General features: G+C 70.1%; 17 protein-coding genes and 1 pseudogene. 6 read left to right on the top strand and 12 right to left on the bottom strand.

Going from position 1 to position 19327, the window contains the following annotated elements; translation table 11 throughout:
• Positions 1-3: 3 nt before the first annotated feature.
• Positions 4-843: an alpha/beta fold hydrolase gene (locus tag FRANCCI3_RS12310; protein WP_011436861.1), complete on the top strand. Its 840-nt coding sequence runs from the start codon at positions 4-6 to the stop codon at positions 841-843.
• Positions 844-925: 82 nt separating this feature from the next.
• Here the strand turns inward: FRANCCI3_RS12310 and FRANCCI3_RS12305 are convergent, their stop codons facing one another.
• From FRANCCI3_RS12305 to FRANCCI3_RS12295, 3 genes are all read right to left on the bottom strand, one after another.
• On the bottom strand, positions 926-2242 hold the full coding sequence (locus FRANCCI3_RS12305; protein ID WP_011436860.1) for an ABC transporter permease: 1317 nt from the start codon (positions 2240-2242) through the stop codon (positions 926-928).
• A 52-nt stretch (positions 2243-2294) separates the two neighbouring features.
• Positions 2295-2978, bottom strand: coding sequence for an ABC transporter ATP-binding protein (locus FRANCCI3_RS12300; RefSeq protein ID WP_011436859.1), 684 nt, complete (start codon positions 2976-2978; stop codon positions 2295-2297).
• Between the two features lie 111 nt (positions 2979-3089).
• Positions 3090-4757, bottom strand: a complete 1668-nt coding sequence (locus tag FRANCCI3_RS12295) for an ABC transporter permease (RefSeq protein ID WP_148214911.1) — start codon at positions 4755-4757, stop codon at positions 3090-3092.
• A gap of 455 nt (positions 4758-5212) precedes the next feature.
• Between FRANCCI3_RS12295 and FRANCCI3_RS12290 the strand changes: the two genes are divergently transcribed.
• On the top strand, positions 5213-6634 hold the full coding sequence (locus tag FRANCCI3_RS12290) for a sensor histidine kinase (RefSeq protein WP_011436857.1): 1422 nt from the start codon (positions 5213-5215) through the stop codon (positions 6632-6634).
• A complete protein-coding gene (locus tag FRANCCI3_RS12285; protein WP_011436856.1) occupies positions 6631-7296 on the top strand; it encodes a response regulator transcription factor in 666 nt (221 codons plus the stop codon). The genes FRANCCI3_RS12290 and FRANCCI3_RS12285 overlap by 4 nt, the downstream gene beginning before the upstream one ends.
• Positions 7297-7394: 98 nt before the next feature.
• Here FRANCCI3_RS12285 and FRANCCI3_RS12280 read toward each other — a convergent pair whose 3' ends face one another.
• Positions 7395-8117, bottom strand: coding sequence for a phage-related terminase large subunit (locus FRANCCI3_RS12280; protein WP_011436855.1), 723 nt, complete (start codon positions 8115-8117; stop codon positions 7395-7397).
• Between the two features lie 406 nt (positions 8118-8523).
• Between FRANCCI3_RS12280 and FRANCCI3_RS28080 the strand changes: the two genes are divergently transcribed.
• Positions 8524-9189, top strand: coding sequence for a hypothetical protein (locus tag FRANCCI3_RS28080; protein WP_083771078.1), 666 nt, complete (start codon positions 8524-8526; stop codon positions 9187-9189).
• Positions 9190-9230: 41 nt separating this feature from the next.
• On the opposite strand, the gene FRANCCI3_RS26960 is transcribed toward FRANCCI3_RS28080, so the two are convergent.
• From FRANCCI3_RS26960 to FRANCCI3_RS12255, 6 genes and pseudogenes are all read right to left on the bottom strand, one after another.
• Positions 9231-9389: a hypothetical protein gene (locus tag FRANCCI3_RS26960; RefSeq protein WP_157858544.1), complete on the bottom strand. Its 159-nt coding sequence runs from the start codon at positions 9387-9389 to the stop codon at positions 9231-9233.
• A gap of 9 nt (positions 9390-9398) precedes the next feature.
• Entirely contained in the window at positions 9399-10142 is a 744-nt protein-coding gene (locus FRANCCI3_RS12275; RefSeq protein WP_011436853.1) for an ADP-ribosyltransferase, read from the bottom strand.
• Between the two features lie 284 nt (positions 10143-10426).
• Positions 10427-10870, bottom strand: coding sequence for an ADP-ribosyltransferase (locus FRANCCI3_RS25650; protein WP_035910892.1), 444 nt, complete (start codon positions 10868-10870; stop codon positions 10427-10429).
• A 41-nt stretch (positions 10871-10911) separates the two neighbouring features.
• A pseudogene (locus tag FRANCCI3_RS25645) lies at positions 10912-11394 on the bottom strand (IS66 family transposase); the annotation flags it as partial.
• Positions 11395-11960: 566 nt separating this feature from the next.
• Positions 11961-13454, bottom strand: a complete 1494-nt coding sequence (locus FRANCCI3_RS12260; RefSeq protein WP_011436850.1) for a hypothetical protein — start codon at positions 13452-13454, stop codon at positions 11961-11963.
• Complete coding sequence (locus tag FRANCCI3_RS12255) at positions 13451-14380, bottom strand: hypothetical protein (protein ID WP_035958244.1); 930 nt, start codon at positions 14378-14380, stop codon at positions 13451-13453. The genes FRANCCI3_RS12260 and FRANCCI3_RS12255 overlap by 4 nt, the downstream gene beginning before the upstream one ends.
• 315 nt (positions 14381-14695) lie before the next feature.
• Here FRANCCI3_RS12255 and FRANCCI3_RS12250 point away from each other — a divergent pair, with 315 nt between their 5' ends.
• Positions 14696-15754 carry a methyltransferase domain-containing protein gene (locus FRANCCI3_RS12250; protein WP_011436848.1) on the top strand — a complete coding sequence of 353 codons (1059 nt, stop codon included), beginning with the start codon at positions 14696-14698 and terminating at the stop codon, positions 15752-15754.
• Positions 15755-15948: 194 nt separating this feature from the next.
• On the opposite strand, the gene FRANCCI3_RS12245 is transcribed toward FRANCCI3_RS12250, so the two are convergent.
• On the bottom strand, positions 15949-16791 hold the full coding sequence (locus FRANCCI3_RS12245) for a DUF4097 family beta strand repeat-containing protein (protein WP_011436847.1): 843 nt from the start codon (positions 16789-16791) through the stop codon (positions 15949-15951).
• 96 nt (positions 16792-16887) lie between these two features.
• On the bottom strand, positions 16888-17409 hold the full coding sequence (locus FRANCCI3_RS12240; RefSeq protein WP_035732780.1) for a toxin-antitoxin system HicB family antitoxin: 522 nt from the start codon (positions 17407-17409) through the stop codon (positions 16888-16890).
• Positions 17410-17666: 257 nt separating this feature from the next.
• Here FRANCCI3_RS12240 and FRANCCI3_RS12235 point away from each other — a divergent pair, with 257 nt between their 5' ends.
• The gene (locus FRANCCI3_RS12235; protein ID WP_023840258.1) at positions 17667-19253 is read left to right on the top strand and encodes a serine/threonine-protein kinase; all 1587 of its coding nucleotides are present in this window, start codon (positions 17667-17669) and stop codon (positions 19251-19253) included.
• Positions 19254-19327: the final 74 nt, after the last annotated feature.

The following is a 19327-nucleotide window of genomic DNA, read 5'->3' as shown; positions in this document are numbered from 1 at the left end:
CCGATGCCGGTGGCTCGGATCAACGGGATCAACCTGAGCTTCGATGACTACGGCGTGGGAGCGCCGGTCCTCCTGGTCACCGGGACGGGAGCCCCCGGGCGCGTCTGGCGGACCCACCAGGTGCCGGCGCTGCGAGCCGCGGGCTACCGCGTCATCACGATGGACAACCGGGGCATTCCGCCCTCCGACGCCGGGCCTGAGGGGTTCACGCTGGCCGACATGGTGGCCGACACCGCCGCCCTCATCGAGCATCTGGGCGTCGAGGGCTGCCGGGTTGTGGGCTTCTCACTCGGCGCCATGATCGTGCAGGAGCTGCTCGTCGCCCGGCCCCGGTTGGTCGGGCAGGCCGTGCTGATGGCGACCCGCGGCAGGTCCGACGCGCTGGCCACCGCCATGTCCCTAGCCGAAATAGAGCTGTACGACAGCGGTGTCACGGTACCTGCGCGTTATGCGGCTTTCATGCATGCGCTGCAGAGCCTCTCGCCGCGTACGCTCAACGACGAACGGCAGATCAGGGACTGGCTCGACGTCTTCGAGGTCTCCGCGGTGACCCTCTCGGCGGCCCGCGGCCAACTGGGCCTGGAACTCATCCCCGACCGCCGGCCGGGCTTCGCGCATATCCAGTGCCCCTGTCTGGTGATCGGCTTCCAGGACGACCTGATAGTCCGTCCACCGCTGTGCCGCGAAGTCGCCGAGGCCATCCCGGGAGCCACCTACGAAGAAATTCCGGGCTGCGGCCACTACGGCTACCTGGAACGCCCCACCGAAGTGAACTCGGCCATTCTGGGCTTCTTTGCTCGGCAAACGACCGGCGCAGTGCCCGGTCAGGTCATCGTCACGTAGTGCCGCGGTAATCAACACGGCTGACCCGTTCCGTCATCGAGCCCCGGCCGCCGGTGATGGAGGTGCGTGGGAGCCTTGGCGTTCATTCGACCTCGGCCAGGGCGTGGGCCGGCCGCAGCCGGGTCGTGCGCCAGGCCGCGAGCGTGCCGGCGATCAGGGCCGCGGCGATGGCGATCAGGGCCGCCGCCGCGAGGGTGCTTGGCTCGGTGTGTGCGTTCAGGTGCACGGCGAGGTTGTGCGCGCCCGTGCCGGTGCCGACGGTGGCGGTCAGGGTCGGTGCGACCGCGTTGACAAGACCGATGCCGGCGTAGCCGACCGCGACTCCGAGCGCCGCGCCGGCGAGGCCGACCGTGCCGGACTCGGCCATGATCTGCGTGATGACGCGCCAGCTGGTCCAGCCGATCGCTTTCAGGGTTCCGAGTTCGCGCGTCCGCCGGGTTACGGAGGCGAGGGTGAACAGGCTGGCGGCGGCGACGGTGGCCAACAGCACGCCCACGGTGAGCCAGGTGCCGAGATCGTGCATGAGGGTGGTGGCGCTGGCGAGAGAGCCGTTGACCGCCTCGGCGAGGTCGCGTGAGCTGCTGAGGGTGGCCGAGGGCAGGAGCGCGGCGAGCTCGGTTTCGACCGCGCCGACGTCGGCCGCGGTGCTCGCCGAGACGTAGATCGTACTCACCTTCCCCGCCAGCGGCTTCGAGTGCTGGCCGGCGGGCAGCCGCTGGGCGGCAGCGAGCGGGAGGTAGATGCTGGCCGCGCCGGTGGCCGTGGGTTGGGAGACGATCCCGACGACGGCGAACCGGGTCCCGGCAACGGTGATCGTCGATCCGACGCCAAGGTGGTGGGCGGCGGCGTACTGGGTGTCGATGACCGCGACGTCGCCGCGGCTGTCGGCCCGGGACAGGGGACGGCCCGAGCGGAGCGTGGCGGACGCGGCTGGCCCGAGGCCCAGGCGCGTGACGTCGATCCCGTCGATCCTCGTGCTGGTCGGGATGCCGCCCGAGCCGGTCGGCGGGAGGGTGATCTCGCTCAGGACCAACGAGTCCGCGACGCCGGCGACGTGCGCCAGCCCGGCGATGGCCCGCACCGTCGACGAATCCAGCACCGCCCCGCCGGCCACCGACAGGCCCGTGCTGCTCGCGCCGTCCGCGCTGCCGCTGCCGTCCGCGCTGCCGCTGCCGGTCGCGCCGGCGCGACGGTCGGCCGATGGTGTGGCGGTGACGGTGAGGTCGGTGCCGATCCCGTTCAGCGTGTGTAGCACCGCGGTCTGCGCGTCGTCGACCGCGGCGGCGGTAGCCGTCGTGGCGAGGACGAGCCCGACGCCGACGGCGAGCCCCGTGGCGACGAGCATCGCCTGACGCGACCGGTGCCGCAGTTCACGTCGAAGATAGGTCAGGACGAACATGAGGGCTCCGATCGTGCGTTCGCCGACCGGCGGCGTGCGTTTGACATGCCGGTCACCCGATCCGCGTACCGGTGATGTCCAGCTTGCCGTCGTGCATGACGGCAACACGTTCGGCGAGGGCCGCGACGGCGCTGTCGTGGGTGACGAGCACGAGCGTGAGCTGGTTGGCGGTCCAGATCTGTTCGAGCAGCGTGAGGATCTCGTCGCGGGTGTCGACGTCGAGGTTGCCGGTGGGCTCGTCGGCGAGCAGCACGCTGGGTTCCTTGACCAGGGCCCGGGCGATCCCCACGCGTTGTTGCTGGCCGCCGGACAGCTCGGAGGGCAGGTGTCCGGCTCGATCGGCCAGGCCCACGGCCGCCAGCGCTGCCGCCGCGCGTTCCCGGCGCTGGACGGCGGGGGTGCGCAGCGGAACGAGGGCGGCTTCGACGTTCTCGATCGCGGACAGGGTGGGGATGAGGTTGAACATCTGGAACACGAAGCCGACCCGGGCGGCACGGATCTCGGTGAGCTGTTTCTCGGACATCGTGGCCAGGTCCTGACCGTCGAGGTTGACGGTGCCGGTGCTGGGCCGGTCCATGCCGCCCAACAGCTGCAGCAGGGTGCTCTTGCCGCTGCCGGTGCGGCCCTGGATGGCGAGCCATTCGCCGTCGGCGATGGACAGGTTCAGGTCCCGCACCGCGGTGACGGTGCTGCCACGGGCGCGGAAGGTCTTGGAAACGCCGGTAAGGGTATACATCGGGTTCTCGATTCGATCTCGGGAAAGCTCGGTTCGACCTCGGGAAGGGCGGTAAGCGGGTGCGGGTGGCCGGGGCTGGTGTGCTGGTGTGCTGGTGTGCTGGTGGGCTGGTCAGGCGACGCGGACGAGGGCGTGGGCCGGGCGCAGCCGGGCGACGCGCCAGCTGCCGAGCGCGCCGGCGAGGACCGCGCCGACGATCGCGAGCACGACCGCGAGCAGGATCGTCGCGGCCCCGACGGTGGCGTGCAGGTGGACGCTGAGGGTGTGCACCCCGCCGGGCAGCGTCATCGTCTCGAGGCTGCCGTTCTTGATCAGCGCGCCCTGGGGTGGTGTCGAGCCGGGGTTCAGGGCGACGGCCGCGGTCAGCGTGGGGGCGATCGCGTCGATGACGGCGGCGCCGGCGAACCCGAGCCCGATTCCGACCGCGGCTCCGGCCAGGCCGGTCACGAGCGATTCGGCCATGATCTGGGCGATGATGCGCCGGGTATGCCACCCGAGTGCCTTGAGCGTGCCGAACTCGCGAACCCGCCGCCGCACCGCGGCGGTGGTCAGCAGGGCGGCCAGCGCGAATGCGGCGAGGAGCATCGCCACGGCCAGCCAGCGGCCGAGGTCGCGCGCGAGGTCGGCGGCGCTGGCCAGCGACCCGCTGACCCTGCTGGCCAGGTCCGACGAGCTGGTGACGGTGGCACTCGGGAGCAGCTTGGCGACCTCGTCGTGCACGGTGGGGATGTCGGCCGCGCCGGCGGCGGCCACGTAGATCGCGGTAAGCTTCCCGGCCAGGTCGGGCCGGGCGGAGGAGGCGAGTGCCCGGGCGCGGCCGAGCGGGATGAAGACGTCCTCCGGGTCGCTGGCGGCTGGTTGGCTGATGATGCCGATCACGGTGAAGCGGGTCTTGGCGATCACGATCGTCGAGCCCACCCCAAGGTTGTGCGCGGCCGCGTAACGCGCGTCGATCACGGCGCGGTCGGCGTCGGCGTCCGCGGTGGTGAAGGACCGGCCCGAGGTGAGCGTGCCGGAGGCGTACGGGCCGAGCTTGAGGTGCGCGACATCGACCCCGTCGATGCTGGTCGAGGTGAGGCTGGGTAGCCCGCCGGTGGACGGCGTCGGGCCGACGACCGTCTCACCCACGCTCAGGCCGCCCGCGACCTCGGCCACGCCGGACATCTTCGAGATCGGGGCCAGGGCTGAGGAATCCAGCAGCCCGAGGCCGGGCGGCAGCCGGAAGAACTCCTTGCCCGCGTCTCCGGACGTGACCAGGCCCTGATTCGAACCCGAACCGCTCGAACCCGAGCCGCTGGTGGCCGCCGTCGTCACCGAGATGTCGGTGCCCACCCCGTATAGCGAGTGGAGCACCGTGGTCTGCGCCCGGCTCACGCCCGTCGACGCCGCGGTCAGCGTGACCACCGCAGCGACCCCCACCGCCAGACCGACCGCGACGATCACTGTCTGCCGGGCCCGTCCCCGCAGGCCGCGCAGCAGGTAGGTCACGAAGAACCTGCTCGAGGATGTCGCCGGTGCGTGGGCCGGCCTGTGGGTGCCGAGCGCGGTCATGACCCGTTTCCGGACAGCGGGGGCAGGCTCGCCGACGAATGCCCGGACGGCGTGAACGGGGTACCCAGATCTGGCCGCGATCCACCACCCGGGGCCTGCTGTTGTTGCTGCTGCTGAACCTGACCCGGGTCGGGCGAGCTGGTAGCCGGCGAGCTGGTAGCCGGCGAGCTGGTAGCCGGCGAGCTGGTAGCCGACCCGGGATCGGGCGACGTCTTCGAGCCCTGGCACGCGGCGGCGCCGAGCAGGCACAGGGCAACCGCCGCGGCGCCGACCGTCCTGCGCGCCGCCGAAGACCGCCTGGTCGCTGCGGGCGTCGCTGCGGGCGTCGCGGGGTACCGGTCCGCGGCTCTGGTCTGTGGTGTGGTCTGCGGCATGGCCTGTGGTGTGGCCTGTGGTGTGTTGTTCATCTCGCTCACGTCCTCGTCAGGTGCGGGATCGGCGCTCGGTCCGATTCTCGGCTGCGTCCGGTTACTGGGACGTTGATATGACGGGGGCGGCAACACGGGGTCAACGTCAGCTGTTACCGCCCTGTTACCCGCGCGGGTGGGATCCTGGGAGGGCGGAAGGTCGCACCGAAGCCGGTTCCCGTTCGCATGCGCCAACAGGCGACGGTGGTTTCAGCGCACGGTGGTTTCAGCGCACGGTGGTTCCAGTGCGGGATCTGCGAGAGGTGGCAGCCAAGCGTGAGTGACCTGGCCGAGCGGGCGAGGACGGCTGCCGCGGCGTCCGGTACACCCGCCGAGCCGCCCGAGCCGGCTCGGCGGGCGGTGTCAGCCGCCGCTGCCGCCCCGCGTTCCAGCGGGCTGGTCGCCCGCCTCCGTCGGTGGCCGTGGGCGAGGCTGCTCCCGCGCACGGTCCGATTGCGCCTGACGCTGCTCTACGGCAGCTTGTTCGTCCTGTCCGGCGCCGCGCTGCTGGCGATCACGTATCTTCTGGTGCTGCACGTCACCGCCACCATCCAGATCACCACCACCCCGACCGGCATGCCGGAAACCCAGGGCGGCCCACTCAACGGGCAACCGGCCCCGCCACGGGCCTCGTCGGCGGTCGCCTCGCAGGTCCACCACAGCTACCTGCACCAGTTGCTCGTCGAGTCCGGGATCGCACTGGCGATCATGGCGGTTGTGTCGATCTGGCTCGGCTGGCTGGTGGCGGGCCGGGTGCTGCGCCCGTTGCGCACGATGACCGCGACCACCCTGCGGATCTCCCAGGAGAACCTGCACGAGCGCCTGGACCTACCCGGCCCGCAGGATGAACTCACCGACCTTGGTGACACCATAGACGGGCTGCTGGCCCGCCTGGAGACCGCGTTCGAGGCGCAGCGACGCTTCGTCGCCAATGCCTCCCACGAGCTGCGCACCCCGCTCACGATGATGCGGACCTCGCTCGATGTCGCCGAGGGCAAACCCCAGCCCGTGCCGCGGGAGGTCACCGTGCTCGCCGGCAAGCTTCGCGAGGGACTCGACCAGGCCGACCGGCTGATCGAGAATTTCCTCACCCTGGCGCGGGCCCATCAGGGGGCACCCGGCAATGATGCCGCCGTCTCGCTCACCGGCCTCGTCGTCGCCGCGCTGGCAGCCCGCGAACCTCACGCCGCCGAGCTGGGCGTGCACATCCACCGTCAGCTCGCGGCCGTCGAGATCATCGGAAACCCGACGCTGCTGCGGCGCCTGGTCGACAACCTCCTCGACAACGCCCTGCGCTACAACCATCCCGGCGGCTTCGTCCACGTCCAGGTCCAGGTCCGCTGCCACCCCGCCACCGGCGGCACGGATGACGCCAGGATTGCCCACCTGACGATCGAGAACGCCGGGCCGCCGCTCGACGACGCCGACGTCCAGCAGCTCGGGCAGCCGTTTCGCCGCCTGGCCGCCGACCGCACGACCGCCGGCAGCGTCGGGCTCGGGCTGTCGATCGTCGCCGCGATCGCCGCGGCCCATGACGGCGCTCTGCACCTGAGCGCCCGACCCGAGGGCGGTCTGCGGGCCGTCATCACCATGCCGCTCGTCGGCCGCGCTCCGGTGTCGGGGGTGCCGAGGGTGCCGAGGGTGCCGGGGGGTCGCGGTGAGGCCGGGGTCGCGGTGAGGCCCGGGGGGTCGCGGTGAGAGTGCTCGTCGTCGAGGACGTGCACCGCCTCGCCGACGACATCGCCGAAGGCCTCCGTGACCACGGCATGGCTGTCGACGTCAGCTACGACGGTCTCGACGCCGCCGCCAAACTCGATGTCAACCGCTACGACGTCGTGCTGCTCGACCGTGACCTCCCCGGCCTGAACGGTGACATGTTGTGCCGGATGATCATAGATTCCGAGGACCCGGCCATGGTTCTGATGCTCACCGCGGCCGACACCAGCGCCGATCGTGTCACCGGGCTGAGCCTCGGCGCGGACGACTACCTCCCCAAACCCTTCCACTTTCCCGAACTCGTCCTACGGGTGCGGGCACTGGCCCGGCGTCGGCCCACCGCGCAGCCACGCGTCCTCAAAGCCGGCGGTGTCGAACTCGACCCACTGCGCCACACCGCCATCCGTGACGGGCGGCGACTCGATCTCTCCGCCAAGGAATTCGCCGTACTGGAGGCACTGTTGCGCGCGATGCCGGCCCCGCTGAGTGCCGAGCGGCTGCTCGAACAGGTCTGGGACGAGTACGCGGACCCCTTCACCAAGACCGTCTCGGTCACCATTGGACGGCTGCGTCGCAAACTCGGCGACCCGCCCGTCATCGAGACGCTCGCGGGGGTCGGCTACCGGATCATCCCGGCCGACTGACCCGGCGGGGCCTGCTGCGGGCCGGCCATCGGGGGCTTGCGGCGGCGTCGGGCGGCGAGGCCGGCGAGAGTCGGACGGGATCCCACAGGCAGGCCCTTCTACGCGGCAGGCTGGAGCGGCTGACGGAGAGTGCTGTACCACAGTGGCTCTGTGCTCTTGATTAGATACCGTGCGCTATCCATCGCGTGGTCCTCGGTCTTCACCGGACGTTCCTCGCCGCGCTCCGAAGCGTCATCGTCCCAGGCATACGAGCCGACCTCTTCCCGCCAGCCCTTCACGGACCGGTGCACGCGAAGCCGGTCGTTGCCCATCAGCGACGCCACCATGCGGATACCGTCGAGAACCGCGTTGTCTGCGTTCATCACGCCGCTGACACCGTCTCGGTAGAGCTGGGTCACGAACGACGCGGCCGAGGGGTCGACGCAGATGTACTCCGGTCGCACACCCCGAAGGCTCGTACCCGGGATCGGTACCTGCGCGTGGAACTCCTGCAACGCCATCGAGTACTCGGCGTCGGTCTTCTGTCTGCGCGCGAGCTTCGACTCGTACCGGTATTCGGCCACCAGGTGAAGGCGGCGGTCCACCCCGATGCCGCCGACGATGGCGTTGAACGGATTAACTTGGCCGTGGTCCACGCCCGTGCCTACCCAGCGCACGATACTGGGGATTTCGTCTTCGACCATGCGGTCCTCGTCCCACATGTCGTACACGACACCCTCAGCCATGATCCAGCGCCCCTCGACGAACCTGGCATACCAGAGGCCGACGTACTCCTTCTTCAGCGCCTCGACGTAGGCCGGCGAAAGGCTGGGGTTATCCATGAGCGTAAAATGGAAGTGCGCGAGCCCGGCGCCAAGCTCACCGGCACGTAGCAGGAATTTTTTTTCTGAGCCAATGCGCCGGACTATCGGGATTAGTCGAACCGATCAGACGACTGTAGGGCAGGCTCAGACGCGCGAGGGTCTGCTGGAACATGGGTTCCGGCGAGAGCGTGATCTCGTCGTAGAGGACGGTCTTCGCGGTGAGTCCACGGATGCGACCCTCGCTCCTTGAGTCCGAGGCCCCTACGATGTGCACCGTCTGCCCGAGGATGGTGGCGACAGTGGAGCGTACGTAGTCGGAAGTCCCGTTGAGTTGATCGACGTTGGCGGTGGCTGCGGGGGCTGGGTGTGGCCTGATGGTCTCCGTGGGTGATGGTTCGCTGGTCGGGATGGTTTGCTGTGGTGCGTGGCGGTTGTCGAGTCGGGTGTTTGCGGCGTTGCTGGTGGTGAGGCGCTGGCGGATGTGTTGGTGGAGAACGGCCGTCTGCGAGTCGAGCTCGCGGAGCTGGGGACGGAGCATGCCCGGCTGCTCGCGCGGGAGACCGCGGCCGCGGCCGAGCTTGAGGCGTTGCGGGCGGAACTGGCGACGTTGCGTCGGATGCTGTTCGGCCGGTCGTCGGAGCGCGCGTCGGGCGGGCCGCCGGCCTGCGCCGGCGCAGGGGACAGCGGTGATGGTCGGGACGGGGCGGCTGGTGAGGGGGCTGGTGGGTCGACGGGCCGGCCGCGGGGGCCGGGGGCGCGTTCGGGCCGGCGCAGCTACGACCACCTGGCGCGTGACGAGGTCGACGGCGACTTCGAGGGCGGGGGTTACACGTGCCTACCTGGCCGACTACCTCGACGCCTGCGGTCGCGCCGGCGCCAGAGCACCCACCGGGACGGACCTCGACCGGTTCCTGCCCTGGGCTGCCAACCCCGACGACCTCGCCCGCTGGAGGAAGCCTCCCGGCTGACCCAGCCACGCCAGCCCGACTCCAGCGGTGTCACACCCGGTGACACCGCCCGTCAGCATTCCCCCACGCGACTTCCGACTACTTACCCACGGCGAGGCACCTGGACCTCGCTCGTGGTGTGAAGGGGACGCCGCTCAGGCACCTGGCCTGAGCGGGGGGTCTGCTACTTGCTGGAGTTGTCCGTGTCGGTCTTGTTGCGCGCGGGGATCGGGTCGCCGGGCTTCCACGGCTTGCCGTCCGGGCCGTAGATGATGCTGTCGCCGGGGTTGCTGACGAACCGGTCGAGCCGGTCGTCCTTGGGCGGTGGCGGGTTCTCTGACATGGGCTGATTCTACTGCTGGGGGCCGACGATGCGGGCTTTCGCGTAGCGGACCGGGCGGCCGTTGGCGTCAGTGCGAGTCTCGTCGGAGAAGAACTCGAAGACCGTGTTCCGAGGGAGGAGGACTTCGTTCTGTCCGGGGAACTGGGTGCCGAGTGTCTCGACGGGGAGGACCTTGGATCCGGCCGGTATTTCGACTTCGACGATCATTCGTGTTGCTGTTGGTGGTCCGAAGCGGGTGAAGTCCTCGGCGACGCTGACGTCGGTGGTCATGGAACGGAAGCCGAGGTCTCTGTCTCGGAAGCCGGTGGCGTCGGGGGGGAGGAAGCGGTCGACGTGGCGGAGCCCGCGGTGCACGCTGATTGGCCGTGTCGTCTGTGGGACGGCGTCGAATGCTGCGTCGAGGTCGGCCACTACGTGGGCGATATCCGGGTTATCGCTCAGGGTGCGGGCGCGGAGTGTGGGGTTGATCGGTGAGTGGGGGCCGCTGTAGGTCCATACGGCCCGTCGCGAGGCTTCGGGGATGCGGCTGGCGTCTGCCAGGCCGACGAGGTACCGGTCGGCATCCTTGCCTCGGAGCGTCCCGGAGGGGAGTGGCCGCCAGCCGGTGTTGCGTGCCCGGTTGTGGCGGGCGAGCTCGGCGAGCTTCTTCCGGGTTTTCTCGTGGACCGCGCAGATCGGCATGCCGGGGGCTGCGGGGTTCTTGCAGCGTGTTCCGCGGAGGGTGAGGGCGCCACACGGCCGCGGAACACGCATGGACGGCGCTCCAGGGCGGTCGCACTGCTAGGGCAACGATGCGGGCACCTGGCGCCGCAGCGGATGCGACGGGACGTGCGGGCGCCGCGGTCAGACGCTCGGCCTGGGCGGATGGTGTTTTCCGGTTGGGGGTTTACGGGTCCGGTGTGTTTTTGTCTGGGGGGCTTGTCGGCTGGTCCCGGTCAGCGGGCTGGAGGATTTCGATGTCGCCGGGTTTCCAGGTGAACCGTTCGGGTCGGACTGTCTGCGAGTCGGGCTGGTCGCGGTCTGGACGGTCTGGGTTGTCAGATGATGACATTGATCTCTATCTCCCGATTGGAGTTGATCTTCGTGTCGGTGACTATCTCGAAGACGGTATCGCGCGGGAGGAGGATCTCGTTTTCTTCGGGATGCCGGGATTTGAAGGCCGGGGGTGCTGGTGGGATGAGGGACAACACCTTCGCCCCAGCAGGGATTGTGATCTTCAGTGTGGCGGTGTCGTAGCCGCTGCTGAAGCTGGCCGCAATGTGGTCACTGATAGTGGTGGAAACGAAGCCGTGGTCACGGAAGACGAAACCGTCCGCTGGCGGCTCACCTGCGATGTCTGTGACCGATCCGATGCCGCGGATGACGGTGATGGGCTGGTCGAGAGGCACAACCTGTTCGAATGCGTCGTCAAGGTCGGCCATGATGCGCGCCGTGTCTGCGCTGGACTCGCCTCCGTGACGCAACACGTCGTGTCCATTCACGGGTGGCGGCTTTACAGTAGCAGCCCCGTGTTGATGTTGGTTTAGGCGGCGAGAGCGTGTGTGGGGCTGGCCGCGCGCCTGGCTGGCATCCAGGGCGTACCGGCGAGGGCGAGGCGGATGGCGTCGACGGCGGTCAGGCCGTGGTCGCGGGCGGAGACGAGGTAGGAGCGCACGCGGAGGTAGGCGGCCAGGGTGGTGGGGGTGTGCCAGTAGCCCGAGACGGCCTGGTGGCGTTTCGGGAGCCTGATCGCCTGCTCGCTGGGATTGTTCGTCCAGGGGATCGTGAAGTTGGTGGTGAAGAGCCAGACCTGGTCGGCCTTCGCGGCGAGCCGTCGGGCCAGGACCAGGCCGGGATGGTTCTTCTCGTCGGTCCAGGGACGGGACAGGTTCGTCAGTTCGCCGATCCGGACGTCGGCGTCGTAGCGGGCCCGCAGCGCGTCGATCGTCTTCTGGTCGAGGCGGCTGTTCCCGGCGGCGCGGGCGGTGACGACGAGGGTGTTGGCCTTGCGGAGCAGGTCGGTGAGCCAGCGCCGGTGATAGCCATGCACCCGCTCGGTGCGGGTCCCGCATCGCGGACAGGGCACCGGATCCGCCCGGGTCCGGGCAACGACCCGCACCCTGCGCCCCTCATCGACAACGCGCTGGACCAGCACGGCGGCCAGCTGAGGGAAGACGGTCGTCAGCAGTTCGGCGTCACACAGCACCGATGATGCCCGCACGGCAACTGCCTGTCACCACCGGAATCTTGGCAGAGCCCTTAAGTTGACAGGCCCCGTGGAGCCGACCGTAAGACCCGCGCAAGCGGGCAGGTGGCTGGGAAGCGGGAACCCGGCACGGCTTCGGCCGGTCAGACCTATGCCGCCTCGCCGAGAGGCGAGGCGGCATAGGTGATGAGCGCTATCGATCATCACGATGCAACGGCGCACGTGGGCAATCTGGGTGGTCTTTCGCCGTCGTCTGCCGTGATGCCCTACCTGGCCAGATCGACGATGCCGTTCCGGTCCTCGTTGTCTCCCGATGACGTGGTCTCGAGACCCGGCCGGTGTGCCACCGGCCGGGTCGGGGAAACGTGGTGCGCGCTCGGTGTGGGTTACCAGTTCGGGTTGAGGATGAGCGGGGCGTCGGTGTCGGCCATCCACTGGTTGAATTCGTCGAGGGTGGTGAACAGCGGCTGGTTGGCGTGGTGGCAGGTAACGGTGGCAAGTTCGATGATTGCGGTGCTGGGATCGCTGGTGGTGAGCGTCGTCTGGACGTGGGCGAGGTCGGGTAGCGCGGCGCGGGTGACCTGAGTGTGCTGATCCTCGCCGAGAGTCATGGTCGCCTGGCCGATCAGCGCGGCCGTGGCCGCGGTGGTGACGGTCTCGGCTTCCAGGACCGCGAGTAGCTCGGGGCTGGCGCCGTCGGCGCGGGCCGCGACGATCGCGAGCTGGAGTCCTTGGACGATGATGGCGGCGGTGGCCTGCGCGACGACACCACCGACGAGGGCTCCGAGGACGGGGACGGGGACGACGGTCTGCCCGACCAGGCCGCCGGCCCACATCAGGCCGGTCCTGGCGGTCCCCGTCACGCTGCGGGCAGCGAACTCGCCGGGGTCGATGCGACCGCGGGCCAGGTCCAGGCCGGCGTCGGCGACGGCCCACACGGCGTCAGCCATGGCGGCGGGCACGGTACCGCTGCCCAGCGCCTTGGGCAGAAGACCGCTGCTGGCCGCGGTGCGGACGGAAGCGGAGATCGTGCCGATAGCACCGGAGCGGGCGGCGTTGCGGGCGGTGCCGCCAGCGACCGTGATGACTGCGGCGCCAGCGGAGGTCTCGCCGGCACGGATCCGGGCGGTCTCGCTGGCCGTGGTGACCATGGCGCCGACGAGCGCGCCTGCGGCGGCTCCAGCGAGGCTGGAGGTGGCGATGTCTCGCCCGGCTGCGGCGGCGATCTGGTGGTTGGCCCATCGGGCCGGGTTGTGGGCGGCGTCCTGCGTCTGCCGGTAGCTGATCGAATCGCTGTGCACCGACCCGTGCGTGAGCCGGTCGGTGCTGAAAGCCGCCGCGTCGGCGTAGCCCTCGAAGTAGATCCCCTCCTGGTTCATGCCCAGCCGCCGGTCGAGCAGGTCGTGGACGGCGTCGACCCGGTCTCCTGCGACCAGTCGCCCCATGCCCTGATATGCGGATCGCGAGATCTGGCGGGTCGTGTCCGACACCCGGTCGACGAGTTTGGCCTGCACCTCGGCGACCATCCGGCCACCGTCAGACAGCCGGATGTCGACCGGACCATTCTGCGGACCGCCCTGTGTCCATTCCAGGACCTGGGCGCGTACCGTCGAGCCCGCGCGGGCCGCGTGCCGGTTGAATCCGACCGCGTGCATCACCTCGAACAGGTGCCCGGCACGCTGCGGATTGCCATGGTTGGCATACCGCCGCGCCAGCTTGACGACAGTGTCGCGGCCGTTCAGTGTCTCGACCACCTCCGCCGCGGTCCGGCGGGTCTTCTGGTCGATGATCGACCAGACCGCGGCGTCCGCCCCACCGGGAAGCAGCCCGATATGCCTCTCGCGTCTGCCGTGAGGCAGGGCAGAATGAGAGGTGGTCACGCTGGCCGGGGCAGGGCGAGCAGCCGCTGCTTGGCGTTGAGAACGACCTGGCGAACCTGCACATCCACCGTTCCGTCCTCGCCGGCGATCGGCGTACTCATCACCGTCACCGCGGTCGAGGCGACCCCGACGAGCTGTGCCACCCGCTGCCGCTGCGCGATCGTGTAGGTCGCATAGTCCGGGTTGGCGGTGACGAGCGTATCCAGCAGCGGCAGCCGGACGGTCATCGCGACGCGCAGGTCCTTGAGAATGTCCCGGACCTGCCGGCTGCGCCGACGCACGAGGGCCGCCTGCGCCTGCGCCCGTCCGAAGTCAGCCGCCGCCTCGGCGATCTGCGCCGCTGTCTCGCGCTGACCGGTGCGGGCCCTGCGCCCCTGCCACTCGAGCACCCCGCCCACAGCAATGACCACCGGCGCCGCCACGATGCCCGCCAGCACGGTCGTCCCGGCCGCGACCCCACCACCACCGGCGGCGATCGGCCCGCCGCCCAGCCAGGCCAACGTCGCGCTCGTCGCCGCAGCACCGGACAGCCCTGAAATCGCCGTCCCAGTGGAGGCCGTCGCCAAGGCCCCGACCGCCGCGAACGTCGCACCACCCGCCCCGGCGCCGGCCACCGCCCCAGCAGCCAGCGCCCCCAGTGACTGGACCACGCTGATCCGTAGCCGACGCAGTTCGACGTCCGGCAGCTCCCCGCCGACCAGCAGGTCGATCTCCGCGAGCTCAGCCAGATCGACGTTCTTCAGCCGACTGAACACCTCCTGGAACGGCACCAGCGCCACGTCATACAGCTCAGCACGGGCCCGCTGCTGAGCCTCTGTCTCGGCAGCCATTCGCCCGGCCAGCAGCCGACAGCGAGCTTCGAGCTGCTCGTACGAACGCTTGTTGTCTTTCGCAAGCTTGACCGCATCAACAATGGCGACGCCCACGGGCCCCCCGAATACCCAGCCACGTTCCAGCGCCCGCCACGATATCGCAGCCCAACAGGCATACCGACCACGGCGCTGCCTGTGGCTTCGGTGGTTACAGGGCCAGCAGGTGATGGGCATCGTGCCTCGGCTGCGTCTGCTCCGGTGAGATTATGGCGGCTGGTAGATCCCGAGGGGGGAGAGGCAGTTCGGCGTGGGGAAGCACTCGAAGCCGGTGGCCTGTCCTGGGTGTTCCGGTGATGGGACGGTCGAAGTTGTCAACGACGGGACGAAGGAGAAGAAAACCTGTCAGCTATGCAAGGGCACCGGGAAGGCATGAGCGGGCGGGTGGTGAACCGGGAGGACTTCATCCCGGATGAGGTCTGGGTGACCGGTGATGACGGATTCTTCCTGGTTCCGCTCCGTCGAAGCGAAGATCCGGAAGGGTGGTTGGCGCTGGTCCGTAGCGATCAGGCGATCACCACCCAGGTAGACGATGGTAGGGACAAGTACGACGGTAAGGGGATCATCCCGACCAGTTCGTGTAGTGCGCGGTGGGTGGTCGACCGGATGCTTGATCTCCTCGGCGTGCGCCCGGGAATGCGCGTGCTGGAGATCGGGACAGGTACCGGCTACAACGCTGCGCTTCTCGCGGTGCAGGCCGGTTCCGGTCAGGTGACCAGCATGGAAGTCGACCCGATGATAGCCGGACAGGCACGGGCGGCGTTGGACCGGACCGGCCATCCCGTGCGGGTGATCGCAGGGGATGGGACCGCGGGCTATCCGGCGGGCGCACCGTACGACCGTGTGATCGCAACAGCGTCAGTGTCGGTGGTCCCCTGTTCGTGGGTGGAGCAGACCCGGCCCGGGGGGCGGATCGTGTTCCCGTTCGCCGGTACCTTCGACGGGGCGTTGGCGGTTCTGGTCGTCGATGACGATGGTGTGGCCCGCGGCCGGTTCCACGATGAGGCCGGGTTCATGCGGCTACGGAACCAGCGGCGCGACCCGCATGTGTGGTGGCTGGGTGAGGACGACGCGGACGTCAGGCCCACCCGCCGGTATCTCCGCGAGCCTTTCGATGATGCGGCGACCGGGTTCGCGGTCGGCTTGTGGCTGCCGGGCTGCACGACCGGGGACATCGACGAAGGCGGCCCCGCGAACACCCTGTTGCTGTCTCACAGCCCGTCGCAGTCCTGGGCATCGCTGACCGCAGGCCTGGACGAGCACGAGATCACCCAGTACGGGCCGCGTCGACTCTGGGACGAGCTGGAGACGGCCTACGACTGGTGGATGAACTCCGGCCGGCCCTCCCGCGATCGGTTCGGGCTCACTGTGACTCCCGACGGGCAAACCTTCTGGCTCGACAACCCGGACCACGCCATCCTTCTCCGCTGAGCCGGACACGGGAGGGCGGAACGCTCCGACAGGCCGACCTGCCGGCGGCCGAAGGCCGCCCTTGAGGGGGTGCAGGTGGCACGCCGCTGGCGGCCCGACGCACCATGCCCGCTGACCTGACCGACGCCCGGGTCAGCGGCTACGGCGCCATCGAGCGGAAGGCGTAGCCGGGCCGGCTCGCGCTTCGGGAACGGTCAGGCACGGTGGATCAGGATGTCGCCGTCGCCGCTACGGGCGCGCACCTCGACGGTCTCGTCGGTGGGCGCGGGGGCGTGGATGGCGGTCAGTTCGCTGTGCACACCGCCGCGTCCCGAGCGGACGTCCAGCAGGGCGGCGGTACCTTTCCGTACTCCCACTTCGAGCCGGCCGGAACCGGATACGAGCGCGACTGTGCCGCGCACCACTTCGCCGATCCGCACGCTGCCCGAGGCGGTCCTGGCCTCGACGCCCGCCAGCGCGCGGTCGACGGTGATGGCACCGGAGGCAGTGATCAGCCGTGCGTCTCCCGTCACCTCACCGATGGTGACGCCCCCGTTGGCCGTCTTGACTACCGCCGAGCCGTCGATCTCGCGGATCCGGATCATGCCGTTCGAGGTCTTGATCTCGGCGTGCCCGGTCGTGCGGCCCACGGACACGTTCCCGTCGGCGGTCCCCAGCCGGAGCCTGCCGGTCTGGTCAAGGTCAATGTCGCCGGTGGCGGTGTGGAAGCTGGAATCGCCCAGGCGGCCCGTGCTCTGGATGTTGGTCATCGAGCTCGCCTCGACCCGCGAACCGGTGGGCAGCTCGACTGTCACGGTGACGGAGCCGTCCGACCCGAACAGCGAGCGGGCCGTCTTCCTGGGCGCTCTGAGGTGAAGCTTGCCTTTGTCATATTCGATGCGGGTCTCCCGCGCCGTCCGCACGTCGGTGTCGTGCGACGGGTCGCTCGGGCGTACCTCCACGACCGTGTCGGCGCGGTCGCTCGCGTTGATCCGGACGTGGCCGGTCCCGAGTTCGATGACGGCGAGGATCGGTTCGGGGGTGCGAAAAGTCGGCATGATGATCTCCTTGTAACGTCGTCAGCCTGGACATGGCTTGCCCGGACGCGGTGAACGCCGGCGTGGCTAACGCCGGCGTGGCTAACGCCGGCGTGGCTAACGCACCCAGCCGCTGTAACGCAGTCCCATCTGCTGGCCTGCGTGCGGACCGGTGCGCCGCCCCGCGGCACCGGGGTCGAGCGCGGCGCAGACGGCGTGCACCAGCCAGGCGTTGACGGACAGTCCTTCGTGCTCGGCCGCTTCATCGATGCGCGGTTTGAGACGCTCGGGGACGCGTAGCGTGATCCGCGAGGTACGTCCCTCGTCGTCCTCTGGAGCGGCGGACGGTTGCCTGACCACGGCGGCCTCGAAGTCGTCCGCATCCGAGTGGTCGGCCGGTGGTGGCGTCACGACAAAATCAGGGTCTCGCCCACGCAGGCGTACCTCGACCGAGCCCGGTGCCAACTCTCGGGTGATCTCGTCGGCGGCGGCCGACAGCGCCTCCAGCAGGGCGAGCCTGACGGCCGAGTCCAGCGGCAGGGCGAGCCGCTCGGCCAGCGCGCGGGCGTCCTCACCCCCGGCTTCCGCGGCTGCCGCGAGTTCCCGGCGGAGGTTCTCGACATACGGTGCAAGGTCCATGACGCCATAATGGCGCCAAGTTGACGTCATGTGCAAGCTCTGGTGGCCATTAAGACGTCACAGATGCGGTCGCGGATGCCGTCACGGACGCCGTCGCCTCGGCTGTCCGGCCGGTACGGCCGTCGGCGGGGCGGTCGCGCACCCTCGTCGCGTGCGACGACTACGAAAAGTAGCGATCGTCGGGGTGCTCTCGTCACCGTCGCAGGCCTCGGCGATAGTGGGGCGACCCGCTCGGTGGCGGCGGTGAGCAGACGGGGGTGGATGTGCCGGGCGACGCGCACGGCGTCAGGATGCAGCCGCCGCGGGCCACGGATCCGGGGTCGCTGGGCCGGCACCGGGTGCTGGGCAGGCTCGGTGCCGGCGGGATGGGTGTGGTCTACCTGGCCGAGGGTCCCCTCGGCCAGGTCGCGGTCAAGCTGATCCGACCGGAGTACGCCGACGATCCGCAGTTCCGGGCGCGATTCCATCGCGAGGTCCAGGCGTGTTTCCGGGTCGGCGGTGCCCACACCGCCCGGCTCGTCGACTTCGAGCTGGAGGCCGAACGTCCATGGCTGGCCACCGAGTTCGTCGACGCCCCGGACCTCGCCGCCCAGGTCGCGGCGGCCGGCCCCCTGTCCACCGGGGAGCAGATCATCCTGGCGGCCGGGCTCGCCGAGGCGTTGGCGTCCATCCACGCGGCCGGCCTGATCCACCGCGATCTCAAACCGTCCAATGTGCTGTGGACCGCGGACGGGCCGAAGGTCATCGACTTCGGGATCGCCGCGGCGGCCGAGGCGCGCCCGCTGACCGCGGTGGGCGGAGTCGTCGGCACGCCCGGGTGGCTCTCGCCGGAGCAGGCCACAGGCGGGGAGGTCACCGCGGCCAGCGACGTGTTCGGCTGGGGGGCCCTGGTCTGCTTCGCAGCCACCGGCCAGCCGCCGTTCGGCAGCGGCTCCGCCGACGCGGTGGCGTCGCGGATCGCGGCCGCCGAGTTCCAGATCGACTTCGACCGGCTCGCTCCGGAGCTGCACGCGCCCGTCCGCGAGGCACTCGACCGCCAGCCGCCGCAACGGCCCACCGCGCTCGACCTGTGCGAGCGGCTCGTCGGTCACGCCCGGGGGGCGCGGATCCCGGTGACGCGCGTCCTTCCCGACGCCGCCCGGACACCCACCCCACCGGCTGCACCGCAGATCCCGGCTGCACCGCAGATCCCGGCTTCATCCGAGCCGCGGGCACGCCGTCGCCGTCGCTGGCTGTTGGTGGGCGCCGGCACCGTCGTGATCCTCGCGCTCGCGGGGGCGCTCGCCGCCGTGCTGGTGATCGGGGGCGACAACTCGAGCGCGGACAACTCGGCGAGTGGCCGGCAGTCCTTCACCGCCGACGCGCCGTGGCGTCTCGCGATCATCGACCAGATCGAGGGCACCGACAACGGGTGCACGATCACCGTGACCAGCGACAGCACTGGCGAGCAGAAGGCGATCAAGGAGGTCTACGGCGCGAAGACCTTCCAGGTACCGCTTGTCGGCGGCTTCCACTGGCGGGCCAACGACCCCGGGTGCTCGGTGACGGCCCGCTCCGGATCGGGGACGGCCGTCCTGCCCTTCGCCCAGCAGGCCGGCACCGGCGACACCGACGCGTTCGAGGTCGCCTCGGGCCTTGTCCGGGTCGAGGTCGTGGACTTCGCCGGCTCGGACGACTGCGGGCTGCAGCTCCACGACGCCGCCGACGGCCGGGAGATCAGCTTCGGTACCGCGGCCCGCGGCGGTCCGCCGTTGCTGCTGGACCCGAGCGGACGCACCCAGGTCTACCTGGCCAACCTCACCTGCGGTGTCCGGGTGTCGGCCGCCCCGGCAGCCCCGGGCTGAGCGGGTTCTGTTCCCCGCTGCCCGGCACAGCACCGTAGCGGCCCGTACCGACCGGCCGGCTGTAGGGCCGCTCG

Source organism: Frankia casuarinae, from assembly GCF_000013345.1.
Classification (GTDB): domain Bacteria; phylum Actinomycetota; class Actinomycetes; order Frankiales; family Frankiaceae; genus Frankia; species Frankia casuarinae.
The sequence above is the reverse complement of the archived record's forward strand: the minus strand, read 5'-3'. Positions and strand labels throughout refer to the sequence as shown.

Coding starts and splice junctions, on each gene's coding strand:
- FRANCCI3_RS12310 (WP_011436861.1), top strand. CDS start 4: ATGCCGGTGGCTCGGATCAACGGGATCAACCTGAGCTTCGATGACTAC.
- FRANCCI3_RS12305 (WP_011436860.1), bottom strand. CDS start 2,242: ATGTTCGTCCTGACCTATCTTCGACGTGAACTGCGGCACCGGTCGCGT.
- FRANCCI3_RS12300 (WP_011436859.1), bottom strand. CDS start 2,978: ATGTATACCCTTACCGGCGTTTCCAAGACCTTCCGCGCCCGTGGCAGC.
- FRANCCI3_RS12280 (WP_011436855.1), bottom strand. CDS start 8,117: ATGGATAACCCCAGCCTTTCGCCGGCCTACGTCGAGGCGCTGAAGAAG.
- FRANCCI3_RS26960 (WP_157858544.1), bottom strand. CDS start 9,389: ATGTCAGAGAACCCGCCACCGCCCAAGGACGACCGGCTCGACCGGTTC.
- FRANCCI3_RS12275 (WP_011436853.1), bottom strand. CDS start 10,142: ATGCGTGTTCCGCGGCCGTGTGGCGCCCTCACCCTCCGCGGAACACGC.
- FRANCCI3_RS12250 (WP_011436848.1), top strand. CDS start 14,696: ATGAGCGGGCGGGTGGTGAACCGGGAGGACTTCATCCCGGATGAGGTC.
- FRANCCI3_RS12245 (WP_011436847.1), bottom strand. CDS start 16,791: ATGCCGACTTTTCGCACCCCCGAACCGATCCTCGCCGTCATCGAACTC.
- FRANCCI3_RS12240 (WP_035732780.1), bottom strand. CDS start 17,409: ATGGACCTTGCACCGTATGTCGAGAACCTCCGCCGGGAACTCGCGGCA.